The organism is Streptomyces camelliae (assembly GCF_027625935.1).
GTDB classification, from domain to species: domain Bacteria; phylum Actinomycetota; class Actinomycetes; order Streptomycetales; family Streptomycetaceae; genus Streptomyces; species Streptomyces camelliae.
In genome coordinates this window covers 3,423,700-3,437,195 of sequence record NZ_CP115300.1, presented here as the reverse complement: position 1 = coordinate 3,437,195, position 13,496 = coordinate 3,423,700, and the positions used below count along the sequence as shown (strand labels likewise).

The following is a 13,496-nucleotide window of genomic DNA, read 5'->3' as shown; positions in this document are numbered from 1 at the left end:
CACACCCAACGCGCCCGATTCTTAAACACGTTGCCGATTCCCTTCCTCCCCACTAGGAAGGCCGACATGACTGAACTCGGTGCCGTCTTCCGTCCCCAGCTTCCTCCCGAGCGGCTGCGGGCCGTCGCCCGTGCCGCGGAGGAGGCGGGGCTCGACGAGCTGTGGCTGTGGGAGGACTGCTTCAGGGAGGGCGGGATTTCCACCGCAGCAGCGGCGCTCGCGTGGACCGAGCGGGTGCGCGTCGGTGTCGGACTGCTGCCCGTTCCCCTCAGGAACGTGGCCCTCACCGCCATGGAGGCCGCCACCCTGCACCGTATCTTTCCCGGCCGCGCCACCCTCGTCGTCGGGCACGGCGTCCAGGACTGGATGGGACAGGTCGGCGCCCGCGCCGCCTCTCCGCTCGCCCTCCTCGGCGAGCATCTCGACGCCCTGCGCGCCCTGTTGAGAGGTGATCGGCTCAGTGTGCGGGGGCGGTACGTCTCCCTCGACGGCGTCGCCCTCGACTGGCCGCCGGAGTCGGCCGTGCCCGTGCTCACCGGTGCCACCGGGCCGCGTACCCTGCGGCTCTCCGGCGCGAGGGCCGACGGCACCGTCCTCACCGCCGCCACTCCGCCGGACGGCGTACGGCAGGCACGGCGGCTGATCGAGGAGGGGCAGCGGGAGGCCGGGCGGGACGGAGAGCCGCACAAGGTCGTCGTCTATCTGCTGACTGCAACGGGAGCCGACGCCGAGGCCCGGCTGCGGGCCGAACTCACCGCCGAGGGGCTGGAGTCGGTACCGGACCTCGGGGTCGCCGGCGACGCCGCCGCCGTGGCCGAAGCCGTACGACGCCTCGCCGACGCCGGTGCCGACACTGTCGTGCTGCAGCCGACAGGGGACGAGCCCGACCCGGAGGGTTTCGTGCGGTTTGCCGCGCAGGAGGTCCGGCCCCTGGTGCCGCGCGGCTCCCGCCCATGACCGTCGGCCCCCTCCCCGCCCCCTGGCACCTCCCCTTCGAGCTCGCCTGGGAAGCCCTGCGCGCCGGCAGCCGGCCTGTCGGTGCGGTGCTGTACGGCCCGGAGGGGAACGTCGTCGCGTCCGGGCGGAACCGGAGCCGGGAGCCGGATGCCCCGCCCGGGCAGCTGGCAGGGACGGATCTCGCACACGCCGAGGTCAATGCCCTCGCCCAGCTGCCGGCCGGGCGGCACCATCCGGGGCACCGGCTTTACACCACTGTCGAGCCCTGCCTCCTGTGCAGCAGCGCGCTGATGCATGCCCATGTGCCGCACGTCGTCTTCGCCGCGCCCGACGAGCGCTGGCGCGGTGTCGAGCGGGTGCCGGAGGTCGGCGGGGCGATCGGCGCACGCTGGGCGCAGCGCGAGGGGCCGCTTACCGGGCCGCTGCGGCCCCTGGCCCGGTTCGGCGGGCTGCTCATGGAAGTGTGGGAGGCGCTCCATCAGCCGGAGCGGGTCCCGCCGCACACCCCCGCCCGGCGACTGCTGGACGCCGGGCTGCTCGACGCGCCGACCGCCGAGGCGGCGTACGCCCTGGCCGCCCCGGAACTGGCCGGCCCGGAGCCGACCCACCCGGAGTCCGTCAGGACGGACCCGACCCACCGGCAGTCCGCCGGTCCCGAGTCCGCCGCCCCATAACCCCTCAGCTCGTGCTCGTGACCCGCGGATGGTCCCCGGTCGCGCCGTCGATCAGTTCCCGCAGGATGTCCATGTGCCCCGCGTGCCGCGCGGTCTCCTCGATCATGTGGACCAGGGTCCAGCGCAGGCTGACGGTGATGTCGTGCCAGGAGGGGCGGCCCTGGGCGTCCAGCGGCAGCTCGGTGATCATCGCGTCGGCCGCGGCGCGGGCGCGGCCGTAGAAGGCGAGGATCTGGTCCGTCGACTCGTCGGGGGTGATGCGCAGGTCGTCGTACGGGTCGAACCACAGAGGTTCCGCCTCGCCTCCGAACGTCTCCACAAACCAGCCGTACTCGACCGAGGCCAGATGTTTCACCAGGCCCAGCAGGTTGGTGCCGGTCGGTGTCATCGGCCGGCGCAGCTGCTCGTCGTCGAGGCCCTCCAGCTTCCACAGCACCGCGTCCCGGTGCCGGTCGAGACTCGCGTGCAGGGTCTGCTTCTCCGCAGCGGTGTAAGGCGTCACAGGTGTCGTCATGCGGGCGGAAATTAGCAGGCCCCTCCGACAGCGGACTGCGATCATGAGGGCATGGCAGTGAACCGTTCCTTCGAGGACCTCGTGGCCGAGGGGGCCGCCGTACCGACCGAGGGGTGGGATTTCTCCTGGTTCGAGGGGCGGGCCACCGAGGAGCGGCCCTCGTGGGGGTATGCCGCGAAGGCGGGGGAGCGGCTGGGCGGGGCGGAGGCCGCGCTCGACATCCAGACCGGTGGCGGTGAGGTGCTGGACTTCGCGCTGACCCGGGCCGAGCCGGCCCGCCCGGTGCTGGTCGCCGCGACGGAGGGCTGGGCGCCGAACGCCGCCGAGGCCACCGCGCGCTTGCGGCCGCGCGGTGTGGTGGTCGTCGCCGCCCCGGACGACGCGCCGCTGCCGTTCGCCGACGAGGCCTTCGACCTGGTGCTCAGCCGGCACCCGGTGCGCCCGTACTGGACGGAGATCGCGCGGGTGCTGTGCCCCGGCGGGACGTATTTCGCCCAGCACGTCGGGCCGACCAGCGTCTTCGAACTCGTCGAGCACTTCCTCGGGCCGCTGCCGGCCGAGGTGCGCGCCGGCCGGGATCCCGAGGGCGAGGGGGCCGACGCCGAGGCGGCGGGCCTGGAGATCGTCGCGCTGCGGGCGGAGCGGCTGCGGATGGAGTTCCACGACATCGCCGCGGTCGTGCATTTTCTGCGCAAGGTGGTGTGGATGGTCCCGGGCTTCACGGTGGAGGCGTACGAGCCCCAACTCCGCGCACTGCACGAGCGGATCGAGCGGGAGGGCCCGTTCGTCGCGCACAGCACCCGGCATCTTTTCGACGCCCGTAAGCTGTCCGTTCCGTAAGCCGACCCGTGAGCCGGCCCATGAGCCGACCCGTAAGCCGGCCCGGAAGCCGACCCACACGCAGGACCGTAAGCCGACCCGTACCCAGGCCCGTACGCCGTCCCGCTGACGAATCCGACAGACAGGGTGCAAACGGGCTCTGTTCATCCGGAGTTTTCCTGAGGTTTTCACATCGTTATCCGTCTGAGTTCACATCAGCCCCACCTGTCACGTAAGTTCAGACCAAGGTAATTCGCGTGAGCAAAGCTGCGCGGCCGGCACCGCGCAGTGGAGGGGGCTGCGCGGTGCTGTGAGATCGTTCGATCCGCCCTGGGTGCCGTAGCGGAAGCGTCAAGTCACCGTTCGCCGGTCTGTTAGCCCATCGGGGGGACCCCCGGGCAACTCGCCGCAGAGTGCTCAAGTTGGCGTAAACCTTCCGAAATCTTTCGAATCAGCTCGTAGCTGACCGGATTTCCCTGGGATTCCGCTGTGAATCGGCCATGCGTCGCCCCTGAATCCAGCCTTCCGTAGCCATCGGGGCGTCGCCGGACGATTTCGGAGAGTAGTTGTTTGACGCCGATGCACCCACCAACCCTTACGAAGGGTTATGGTGGAAACCCCCCCTCGGGCCGGTCCGTCTCCCCCCCACGGACCGGCCCGTTTTCTCTGTCGGGGTTCCGGAACCTCTCCGTACGGTTCAGTCGTCCCAGCCCGAAGGGGGCCGCTCCCGACGCGGCGGGCGCGGTGCCGAAGACGAAGCGGCACGAACCCCCAACCCCTCCGCACGAACCCCCACCCCCCAACCCCCGGGCCCTAGCAAGCCTCTAGCAACGGTAGGCTCAACGGCTCCGGAACCCGCTATCCCCCGCCAATCCCCCGGAGGGCCACGTGAACCTGCGCGACAACCTGCGCAGCCTGCTCGTCAGGCTCTACGCACGCCGGGTGGAAGGCCACCTGGACCACACTCAGGTGCCCAAGCACATCGGCGTCATCATGGACGGCAACCGGCGCTGGGCGAAGGCGTCCGGCTCCACCACGGTCCACGGCCACCGGGCCGGCGCCGAGAAGATCGAGGAGTTCCTCGGCTGGTGCACCGAGACCGACGTCGAGGTCGTCACCCTGTGGCTGTTGTCCACGGACAACTTCGACCGGCCGCAGGAGGAACTCGTCCCGCTGCTCGGCATCATCGAGGACGTCGTGCGCACCCTCGCCGCCGACGGCCGCTGGCGGGTGCACCACGTCGGCACGCCCGATCTGCTGCCCCATCCCATGCGGATCGCGCTGAAGGAGGCCGAGGAGGCCACCGCCGACATCGACGGAATACTGGTCAACGTGGCCATCGGCTACGGCGGCCGGCAGGAGATCGCCGACGCCGTGCGCTCCATGATGTTCGACGCGCACGACCGGGGCGTGTCCATGCTGGAGCTCGCCGAGTCCGTCGACATCGACATGATCGGCCGTCATCTCTACACCAGCGACCAGCCCGACCCGGACCTCGTCATCCGCACCAGCGGCGAACAGCGGCTGTCCGGATTCATGCTCTGGCAGACCGCTCACTCGGAGTACTACTTCTGCGAGGTCTTCTGGCCGGCCTTCCGGAAGGTCGACTTCCTGCGCGCACTGCGCGACTACGCCGCACGTCACCGCCGTTACGGCGGCTGACCCGGCCCACGTCCCGTCACACGCCCCGTCGCCGCCCGGTGACGGGGCGTCGCCGTGTGCGCCGGCTCGCGGAGCCGTAACCAGGAGTTCACCGGCGCGCTGTTGGCCACATTTGCATGGCGGCGCATGTTCGAGGGCATAAGCCAAGCAGGTCGACACCCGAACCACGGGTGTCGGTTCTCAGCGGGCGGCTCGGGGCCGTCCGCCCGGGAGGCCCTTTGCACCAGCCCGACCGTGTGGTCACCGCACGGAAGCAGCCGCGGAGGGCCGGTTCACGGCCCGCCGCGTGCGAGGGCCGCCGACCGGCCTGGTCAGTCCCGCCCTCCCGGGCGGGTCTTTTCCCGCCCTCCCGGCCCAGCTTCCACCTCGTCGCTCCCCGACCTCATCCGAGGGGGTACGTCCTTCCGTGGTGACCAGCACAAAGCGCCACAAGCCAGACCGGCGCACCTATGTTCTCGACACCAGCGTCCTGCTGGCCGACCCGAACGCCCTGACCCGCTTCGACGAGCACGAGGTCGTGCTCCCCATCGTGGTGGTCACGGAGCTGGAGGCCAAGCGGCACCATCCCGAACTCGGCTACTTCGCCCGCCAGGCGCTGCGCCTGCTGGACGACTACCGGGTGAAGAACGGTCGCCTCGACGCCCCCATCCCGATCGGGGAGCTGGGCGGGACCGTCCGTGTCGAGCTCAACCACTCGGACCCCAGCGTGCTGCCCACCGGCTACCGCCTGGGGGACAACGACTCCCGCATCCTCGCGGTGGCCCGCAATCTGCAGGCCGAGGGGTACGACGTCACCGTCGTGTCGAAGGACCTCCCGCTCAGGATCAAGGCCTCGTCCGTGGGCCTCCTCGCCGAGGAGTACCGGGCCGAGCTCGCCATCACGGAGAACTCCGGCTGGACCGGAATGTCCGAACTGGCGCTCTCCGCCGAGCAGGTGGACATCCTGTTCGAGGAAGGGCACGTGTACGTCCCGGAGGCCTCGGAGCTTCCGGTGCACACGGGCCTGACCATCCAGTCCGAGCGTGGCAAGGCGCTCGGCCGGGTGACCGCCGAGGGCAACGTCCGTCTGGTGCGCGGCGACCGGGAGGCGTTCGGCATCAAGGGCCGCAGCGCCGAGCAGCGCATCGCCCTCGATCTGCTGCTCGACCCGGACGTCGGCATCGTCTCGATGGGCGGCCGGGCCGGCACCGGCAAGTCGGCACTGGCGCTGTGCGCGGGCCTGGAGGCGGTCCTGGAGCGCCGCCAGCACCAGAAGGTGATGGTCTTCCGGCCGCTGTACGCGGTCGGCGGGCAGGAGTTGGGCTATCTGCCGGGCAGCGAGGCGGAGAAGATGAGCCCGTGGGCGCAGGCCGTCTTCGACACGCTGTCGGCGGTCACCAGCCGCGAGGTCATCGAGGAGGTCACCGCGCGCGGGATGCTGGAGGTGCTGCCCCTGACCCACATCCGGGGCCGCTCCCTCCACGACGCGTTCGTGATCGTGGACGAGGCGCAGTCGCTGGAACGGAACGTCCTGCTGACCGTTCTGTCCCGGATCGGCGCCAATTCGCGGGTCGTTCTGACCCATGATGTGGCGCAAAGGGACAATCTGCGGGTCGGCCGCTACGACGGTGTGGTCGCCGTCGTGGAGAAGCTGAAGGGGCATCCGCTCTTCGCCCATGTCACGCTGACGCGGTCCGAGAGGTCCCAGATTGCCGCGCTTGTGACCGAAATGCTGGAGGACGGTCACATCTGACCCGTCCCGCACACCAGTTGGCGCCGTCCGGCAAAGGCCAAGAGCCTAGCCGGGCGGCGCCTCGGCATGTAGGGCTTTCCGGAAATCCCCAGGGGCAAACGGGATGTGAGCTTTCACACGCAACTCGGAATTGCCACGCGGCGTCGGGTTACGGCAGAGTCTCGTTCCTGTCAGGCCCCGCATACGACACAGCTGTACCCCCAGCGGTACGGCGCCACAGAAGCACCACCAACTCCATAGAGTTCGTCGTATGCCGCCCGAGCACCACGCGGCGCTCCCTCCGGGGGAGTTGCCCACCGGGCCCGTGCCTCCCGTGACCCCGCAGTTGGGAGGCCAGTGCCAGGGGCACGATTGCGTCCGCCAGGGTCACCGAAGCGGGCGATGCTGGAAGGAAACCGTGTGAGCCGGATTTCGGTCCGGGGATTCGCAGTGGCCTCGGCCACCGCGGTCACCGCCGTCGGAAGCGTCGTCGGAGTTGCCTCGGGCAGCGTCGCGCAGAACAACAACGACGCCGAGGCGACGGCAGCCGACACCACGCTCCTCGCGGACATACCCGCGGGTCAGCAGGCCCAGGTCCAGTCCGCGTCCCTGACGCAGCAGGCCGACGCCCAGGCCATCGCCGCGGACGCGAGCGCCAAGAAGGACGCCGAGGCAGCCGCCCGCAAGGCAGCCGCCGAGACCGCGTACGCGAAGAAGGCGGCCGCCGAGAAGGCGGCGGAGGAAGCCAAGCAGCGCGCCGAGACGAAGGCGGCGGCCAGCCGCAGCGGTGACGGCAGCGACGGCATCTTCCCCGTGCAGTCCTCGTACACGGTGGCGCAGGTCCAGGCCATCGCACGGCAGATCGTGCCGGCGGGCCAGTACCAGTGCTTCAGCAACATCGTGACGCGCGAGTCCACCTGGAACTACCAGGCGGTCAACGCCTCCTCCGGCGCCTACGGCCTCGTGCAGGCCCTGCCCGCCGGCAAGATGGCCTCCGCGGGCGCCGACTGGCGGACCAACCCGGCCACCCAGATCAAGTGGGGCCTGAGCTACATGAACGAGCGGTACGGCAGCCCCTGTGACGCCTGGACCTACTGGCAGGCGAACGGCAACTACTGAGACCGGCCGCGGCTCTCAACCTCGCAAAGCCCCTCCCCGTCCTTAGGGGAGGGGCTTTCGCCCTGTACGGTCGTATCCGGATACCTCCTGGGGGAGGAGAGGTGGCGAGCACGCGGGGACGCGGGGGAAGAGGGCGGATCATGTCGCGAGTGCCAGGGTGGCTCGGCAAGCTCGGTGCCGGACTCACCGAGATGAGCGAGCGCCTGGACGAACGCCGCGCGGAGGTCGAGCAGGAGACCGACCCGAACGCGCCACTGCCCGCCCCCGAACGGCCCGCGCCCGCCGCCCCGGCCGTCGACGCTGCGCCGGCCGCCCCCGGACGCGCCCAGCCGGCCGGCCCCCGCCCCGACCCCGTCGAGGCCGTGCCGTGGGGTGTGCGGGTCGCCGCCGAGGCGGGCTGGCGGCTGCTGGTGCTCGCCGGCACGGTCTGGGTCCTGATGAAGGTCATCAGCTCGGTCCAGCTGGTGGTCTTCGCCTTCGTCATCGCCCTGCTCGTCACCGCGCTGCTCCAGCCGACCGTCGCCCGGCTCACCCGCCGCGGGGTGCCGCGCGGCATCGCCACCGCGCTGACCGCCATCAGCGGCTTCGTCGTCATCGGTCTGATGGGCTGGTTCGTGACCTGGCAGGTCATGGAGAACATCGACACGCTCTCCAACCAGATCCAGTCCGGCATCGACGACCTGCGCAACTGGCTGCTGAAGAGCCCCTTCCACGTCACCGACAAGCAGATCAACCAGATCGCCAAGAACCTGCGCGAGGCGATCGGCGCCAACGCCGACCAGATAACGTCCTTCGGTCTGGAGGGCGTCCAGGTCATCGTCGAGACCCTCACCGCCATCCTGCTGGTGTTCTTCTCGACGCTGTTCCTGCTCTACGACGGCAAGCGCATCTGGGAGTGGTTCCTGAAACTGGTGCCCGCCGCCGCCCGGCCGGGCGTGGCCGGCGCCGGCCCGCGCGCCTGGCGCACCCTGACCGCCTACGTCCGCGGCACGGTCCTGGTCGCCCTCATCGACGCCACCTTCATCGGGGTCGGCATCTACTTCCTGAACGTGCCGATGGCCGTCCCGCTGGCCGTGTTCATCTTCCTGTTCTCGTTCATCCCGCTCGTCGGCGCGGTCGCCTCCGGCGCGCTCGCGGTGATCGTGGCCCTGGTCACCCAGGGCGTCTTCACGGCCGTCATGACCCTCGTGGTCGTCCTCGCCGTCCAGCAGATAGAGGGCCATATCCTGCAGCCCTTCATCCTCGGCCGCGCGGTCCGCGTCCACCCGCTGGCGGTCGTCCTCACCGTGGCGGCCGGCGGCATGGTGGCCGGCATCGGCGGTGCCGTCGTGGCCGTACCGCTGGTGGCGGTGACGAACACGGTGGTGGGATACCTGCGGCAGTATTCGGAGGAGCTCCGGCAGCAGCAGCAGGCCGCCGCCGTGGCGGCCGAGCCCGTGACGGAGAACGCGGAAGACCCCGTCCACGCGGAGTGAACGGGGCCTTCGCGACGGGCCTGGCGGCGGGACCTACTCGGCCAGGACGGCCTCGGCCTCCAGCGTGACGGCGACGGCCTGGACCACGGAGGCGATCTTGAACGCCTCCTGGATCACATCGCGCTCCACGCCGGCCTTGCGCAGCACCTGCTCGTGCGAGTCCAGGCACATGCCACAGCCGTTGATCGCGGAGACCGCGAACGACCACAGCTCGAAGTCGGTCTTGTCCACGCCCGGGTTGCCGATGACGTTCATCCGCAGGCCCGCGCGCAGGGTGCCGTACTCGTGGTCGGACAGCAGGTGACGCGTCCGGTAGAACACGTTGTTCATCGCCATGATGGCGGCCGCGGACTTCGCCGCGGTGTACGCCTCCGGCGTCAGGTTCGCCTTCGCCTCCGGCTCCAGCTCACGCAGCACGATCGGGGAACGGGAGGCGATGGCGGTCGCCAGCACCGTGCCCCACAGCTGCTGTGCCGGCAGGTCGGAGTTGCCGATGACCGAGCCCAGGTTGAGCTTCAGGTCCTTGGCGTAGTCCGGGACGCGGGACTTCAGGGAGTCGAGGGACATCTCGGTCACTCACCGGCCAGCAGCGCGACCGGGTCCAGGGTGTCGTCGCCCTTGCTCCAGTTGCACGGGCACAGCTCGTCGGTCTGCAGGGCGTCCAGGACCCGCAGGACCTCCTTGGGGTTACGGCCCACGGAACCGGCGGTGACCATGGTGAACTGGATCTCGCGGTTCGGGTCGACGACGAACACCGCGCGCTGCGCGAAGCCGTCCTCGCCCTCGATGCCCAGGTCGCGCATCAGCTCGTGCTTGGAGTCGGCCATCATCGGGAACGGCAGGTCGGTCAGGTCCGGGTGGTCCTTGCGCCAGGCGTGGTGGACGAACTCGGAGTCACCGGAGAAGCCGAGGATCTGGGCGTCGCGGTCGGCGAACTCGTCGTTCAGCTTGCCGAACGCGGCGATCTCGGTCGGGCAGACGAAGGTGAAGTCCTTGGGCCACGCGAAGACGACCAGCCACTTGCCCTCGTAGGACTTGTGGTGGATCTGCTCGAACTCCTTGCCCTTCTCCAGCGAGACGCAGGCGGTCAGTTCGAACTCGGGGAACTTGTCACCGACAGTGAGCACACGCTCTCCTTGCAGCGAAGAAACGCCCCTTTTGAGGGCGTTTCCCGTGTGGGTTGGACGTGGCCGATGGTGGCACATGGTGCATTGATTAGTGAAATAGCTACACTCGGTCATGTTGATCGGAGGTAGTTATCAGTGACCATCAGTAACGGCAAGCGGAGGCAGCCGAGCCTCGCACAGCTGCGTGCCTTCGCCGCCGTCGCCGAGCATCTGCACTTCCGGGACGCGGCCGCCGCGATCGGGATGAGCCAGCCCGCCCTGTCCGGCGCGGTCTCGGCACTGGAGGAGACCCTCGGCGTGACCCTCCTTGAGCGTACGACGCGCAAGGTGCTGCTCTCGCCGGCCGGTGAGCGGCTCGCGGTGCGGGCGAAGACGGTGCTGGAGGCGGTCGGCGCGCTGCTGGAGGAGGCCGAGGCGGTCCGGGCGCCGTTCACGGGCGCCCTGCGCCTCGGGGTGATCCCCACGGTCGCGCCGTACCTGCTGCCGACCGTGCTGCGGCTGGTCCACGAGCGCTATCCGCACCTCGACCTCCAGGTGCACGAGGAGCAGACCGCCAACCTGATCGACGGCCTGCACTCCGGCCGCCTGGACCTGCTGTTGCTGGCGGTCCCGCTCGGCGTCCCCGGCGTCGTCGAACTCCCGCTGTTCGACGAGGACTTCGTGCTCGTCACCCCGCTCGACCACTGGCTCGGCGGCCGTGAGGGCATCCCGCGCGAGGCGCTGAAGGAGCTGAACCTGCTGCTCCTGGACGAGGGCCACTGCCTGCGCGACCAGGCCCTCGACATCTGCCGCGAGGCCGGCCGCGAGGACGCCCCGGTCACCACGACGGCCGCCGGCCTGTCGACCCTGGTCCAGCTCGTCGCCGGCGGCCTCGGCTGCACGCTGCTGCCGCGGACGGCGCTGAAGCTGGAGACGGCTCGCAGCAGTCAGTTGCTCACCGGGTCCTTTGCCGACCCGGCGCCGAGTCGTCGTGTCGCCTTTGCCATGCGGGCGGGGGCGGCGCGGGCCGCCGAGTACGAGGAGTTGGCCGCTGCTCTGCGTGTGGCGCTGCGTTCGTTGCCGGTACGGGTGCTGGAGTAGCGGCCCCGGGGAGGGGGTCCCCGGGGCGCCTCAGCCGACCTACTCCGTCCGCAACCCGTCCGGCCGCATCAGCCTCAGCAACGGCGGCAGGCTGAGCAGGGTCACCGCCAGCACCACCCCCGCGCCCGCGCCCGTCATCGACAGCACGCTCGGCCAGTCCACGCCGATCGTCGCGCCGGCCATCTTCAGCAGGACCGCGCCCAGGGTCAGCCCCACGGCCGAGGCGAGCAGCAGGCCCAGGGCGATCGGGATCGCCGTCTGCCACAGGACCGACAGGCTCAGGGTGCGCCGCCGGGTGCCGACGGCGACGAGGGCCGACAGGAGCTTCCTGCGTTCGCGCAGCTGCTCCAGCTGGGAGACCAGCAGGCTCGCGCCGATCAGCATCAGGACGCAGACCGCGCCGACGGAGACACCGGTGCGGATGGAGGTGAACTTCGCGGACTGCTCGGTGGCCGACCACACGATCGTGTCCGCCAGCGGGTCGATCGCCGCCGCGGTGTTGCGGACGTGCTCCGCCGCGTCCGGCACCGACGCGTCCACCGAGAGATAGACAGCCCCGTTCAGCTGGCGGCTCATCCGCTCGGGCACGGCGGCCGGGGTCAGCAGCACGCTGCTGTCCTTGGTGCCGTTCGGGCCGGTGATCGCGGTGGCCTGCTTCAGATGGCCGGGTACGGTCCAGGGGATCTTGGTGCCGTAGCCCCTGCCGTTGCTGGTGTCGACCTGGAGCGTGCGGCCCGGCCGGACGAGCTTGGCCATGTCGGCGTCGTTGTCGCCGCCCTCGGCCACGAACACATCCCCGTCCGTGCAGGAGGTCAGCCGGGCGACCTCGCGCAGGGAGTCGCAGGTGCCGACGGTCACCAGTGCCGTGGTGCTGGGCCCGTGCTGCCAGTCCTGGTCGCCCAGCTCGGTGGTGCCGAGCGCGGTCGCTTTGCGCACCCCCTGGGTGGCGGCGAACTTCCCGGCGGACGGCACGAAGTCGAGGCCCCGCGACAGATTGACCTGCATCTGGGCGCGGTTCGTGTCCCGCCCGGTGCTCTTGGTGTAGTCGCCCGCGACGCCCGCGAACAGCATCTGCATCGCGACCGCCCCGGCCACCGCGACCGCGATGCCGTTCACCATGCGGGCCGCCGAACCGCTGCTCAACTGCAGCCGTCGTACGGCCAGTTGCCAGGCGAGCCCGCCGCGCCCGAGCCGGGCCACCACGGCCTCCACGACCCACGGCAGCAGCGTGGTCACGCCGACGAGCAGCAGCAGCACACCGCCGATCACCAGGTACGCGTTGAAGTCGCCGTTCGTCCGGCCCTGGCCGATCATCGGCGCGAGGCAGGCCAGACCGCCCAGCGGCAGCAGCAGCCGCCACCACAGCCGGCGGCGCGTGGGCCGGGTCGTACGGACCACGCCCAGCGGCTCGATGACCACCCGGCGCAGCGCGAACAGCGTGACCAGCACCGCTGCCGCCGGCACCGCGACCGCGACCAGGGCGGCCAGCGCGGGGGAGGGGTTGAGATAGCTGGGAAAGACGCTGACGTCCATGATCTCGACCGAGCCCGCGAGCTGCCGGCCGACCAGGAAGAAGACCGTGCCGAAGACCAGCCCGACCAGCGAGCCGGCGAGCGCCTCGCCCGCCGCGATCCGCCGGGTCATCCGGGTGTCGGAGCCCACCAGCCGCAGCGCGGCCAGCCTGCGGTCGCGCCGCTCGCCGCCGAACCGTACGGCCGTGGCGATGAACACGGCGACCGGGGCGAGCAGCACCACGAAGACGACCAGGACGAGCAGGATCAGCACCGGGTCCATCGTGTTCGACGACGCGATGAGGCGCCCGAACCGGGTGATCCGGGCCGTCCGCGAGCCGCCGATGCGCGGGGTGAGGTCCGTCGCGCCGGCGTAGTAGGCCAGTTCGCGCGAGCCGATCAGTCCGCTCTCGCCGATCGTCCCGGTGATCCGGTACGGCAGCCGCTCGCGCAGCAGTCTGCCGTCGCCGGAGCCGAGCAGGTCCTTCAGCGCGGGGGAGACGACCATCTCGCCCGGCGCGGGGTACGCCGACAGGCCCGGAGCGAGGGGCGCGCGCGGCCCCTCGGGCTCCACCAGCCGGCCGCGGATGTCCTTGCCGTGGTACGTCGTGTCCGCGTCGGAGATCACCAGGGTGTTCGCGGCCTTCGCCCGGTTCGGGCCGTAGGTGTAGTCCATGCGGGCGTCGTCGCGGGCGTGCCGTACCGACAGCGCGTTCGGGATCGCGGTCGTGAGCAGCAGCAGGGCCACGCCGAGCCCGACGCCGACGGCGGTCAGCAGCACCCGGATGTGACCCTCGCGCCCGCCCGTGAAGGCGAACTTGATGCCCATGCCCAGGTCCCGCCCCCA

12 protein-coding genes are annotated in these 13,496 nt (G+C 70.7%); 8 read left to right on the top strand and 4 right to left on the bottom strand.

Annotated elements, in window-relative coordinates; translation table 11 throughout:
* Positions 1 to 66: 66 nt before the first annotated feature.
* Together O1G22_RS15470 and O1G22_RS15465 are read left to right on the top strand one after the other, a co-directional pair.
* Positions 67 to 957: an LLM class flavin-dependent oxidoreductase gene (locus O1G22_RS15470; RefSeq protein WP_428986365.1), complete on the top strand. Its 891-nt coding sequence runs from the start codon at positions 67 to 69 to the stop codon at positions 955 to 957.
* A complete protein-coding gene (locus O1G22_RS15465; protein ID WP_270081887.1) occupies positions 954 to 1,631 on the top strand; it encodes a nucleoside deaminase in 678 nt (225 codons plus the stop codon). Before O1G22_RS15470 ends, O1G22_RS15465 begins: the two co-directional genes overlap by 4 nt.
* Positions 1,632 to 1,635: 4 nt before the next feature.
* Here O1G22_RS15465 and O1G22_RS15460 read toward each other — a convergent pair whose 3' ends face one another.
* The gene (locus O1G22_RS15460) at positions 1,636 to 2,145 is read right to left on the bottom strand and encodes a DinB family protein (RefSeq protein WP_270081886.1); all 510 of its coding nucleotides are present in this window, start codon (positions 2,143 to 2,145) and stop codon (positions 1,636 to 1,638) included.
* A 51-nt stretch (positions 2,146 to 2,196) separates the two neighbouring features.
* Between O1G22_RS15460 and O1G22_RS15455 the strand changes: the two genes are divergently transcribed.
* From O1G22_RS15455 to O1G22_RS15435, 5 genes are all read left to right on the top strand, one after another.
* Positions 2,197 to 2,985 (top strand): methyltransferase domain-containing protein, encoded by a 789-nt coding sequence (locus tag O1G22_RS15455; RefSeq protein ID WP_270081885.1) that lies wholly within the window; start codon positions 2,197 to 2,199, stop codon positions 2,983 to 2,985.
* An 867-nt stretch (positions 2,986 to 3,852) separates the two neighbouring features.
* The gene (locus O1G22_RS15450; protein WP_270081884.1) at positions 3,853 to 4,626 is read left to right on the top strand and encodes an isoprenyl transferase; all 774 of its coding nucleotides are present in this window, start codon (positions 3,853 to 3,855) and stop codon (positions 4,624 to 4,626) included.
* 406 nt (positions 4,627 to 5,032) lie between these two features.
* Complete coding sequence (gene phoH2 / locus O1G22_RS15445; protein ID WP_225098662.1) at positions 5,033 to 6,358, top strand: RNA 5'-3' helicase PhoH2; 1,326 nt, start codon at positions 5,033 to 5,035, stop codon at positions 6,356 to 6,358.
* Positions 6,359 to 6,757: 399 nt separating this feature from the next.
* Positions 6,758 to 7,456 carry an aggregation-promoting factor C-terminal-like domain-containing protein gene (locus tag O1G22_RS15440; RefSeq protein WP_270081883.1) on the top strand — a complete coding sequence of 233 codons (699 nt, stop codon included), beginning with the start codon at positions 6,758 to 6,760 and terminating at the stop codon, positions 7,454 to 7,456.
* Positions 7,457 to 7,596: 140 nt separating this feature from the next.
* Positions 7,597 to 8,931 carry an AI-2E family transporter gene (locus tag O1G22_RS15435; protein WP_270081882.1) on the top strand — a complete coding sequence of 445 codons (1,335 nt, stop codon included), beginning with the start codon at positions 7,597 to 7,599 and terminating at the stop codon, positions 8,929 to 8,931.
* Positions 8,932 to 8,964: 33 nt separating this feature from the next.
* On the opposite strand, the gene O1G22_RS15430 is transcribed toward O1G22_RS15435, so the two are convergent.
* The gene (locus O1G22_RS15430; RefSeq protein WP_225098659.1) at positions 8,965 to 9,498 is read right to left on the bottom strand and encodes an alkyl hydroperoxide reductase; all 534 of its coding nucleotides are present in this window, start codon (positions 9,496 to 9,498) and stop codon (positions 8,965 to 8,967) included.
* Between the two features lie 5 nt (positions 9,499 to 9,503).
* Positions 9,504 to 10,058: a peroxiredoxin gene (locus O1G22_RS15425; protein ID WP_225098658.1), complete on the bottom strand. Its 555-nt coding sequence runs from the start codon at positions 10,056 to 10,058 to the stop codon at positions 9,504 to 9,506.
* A 135-nt stretch (positions 10,059 to 10,193) separates the two neighbouring features.
* Here O1G22_RS15425 and O1G22_RS15420 point away from each other — a divergent pair, with 135 nt between their 5' ends.
* Positions 10,194 to 11,138, top strand: a complete 945-nt coding sequence (locus tag O1G22_RS15420) for a LysR substrate-binding domain-containing protein (protein WP_270081881.1) — start codon at positions 10,194 to 10,196, stop codon at positions 11,136 to 11,138.
* A 39-nt stretch (positions 11,139 to 11,177) separates the two neighbouring features.
* On the opposite strand, the gene O1G22_RS15415 is transcribed toward O1G22_RS15420, so the two are convergent.
* Positions 11,178 to 13,478 carry an FtsX-like permease family protein gene (locus O1G22_RS15415; protein ID WP_270086425.1) on the bottom strand — a complete coding sequence of 767 codons (2,301 nt, stop codon included), beginning with the start codon at positions 13,476 to 13,478 and terminating at the stop codon, positions 11,178 to 11,180.
* Positions 13,479 to 13,496: the final 18 nt, after the last annotated feature.

Coding starts and splice junctions, on each gene's coding strand:
- O1G22_RS15470 (WP_428986365.1), top strand. CDS start 67: ATGACTGAACTCGGTGCCGTCTTCCGTCCCCAGCTTCCTCCCGAGCGG.
- O1G22_RS15465 (WP_270081887.1), top strand. CDS start 954: ATGACCGTCGGCCCCCTCCCCGCCCCCTGGCACCTCCCCTTCGAGCTC.
- O1G22_RS15460 (WP_270081886.1), bottom strand. CDS start 2,145: ATGACGACACCTGTGACGCCTTACACCGCTGCGGAGAAGCAGACCCTG.
- O1G22_RS15455 (WP_270081885.1), top strand. CDS start 2,197: ATGGCAGTGAACCGTTCCTTCGAGGACCTCGTGGCCGAGGGGGCCGCC.
- O1G22_RS15435 (WP_270081882.1), top strand. CDS start 7,597: ATGTCGCGAGTGCCAGGGTGGCTCGGCAAGCTCGGTGCCGGACTCACC.
- O1G22_RS15430 (WP_225098659.1), bottom strand. CDS start 9,498: ATGTCCCTCGACTCCCTGAAGTCCCGCGTCCCGGACTACGCCAAGGAC.
- O1G22_RS15415 (WP_270086425.1), bottom strand. CDS start 13,478: ATGGGCATCAAGTTCGCCTTCACGGGCGGGCGCGAGGGTCACATCCGG.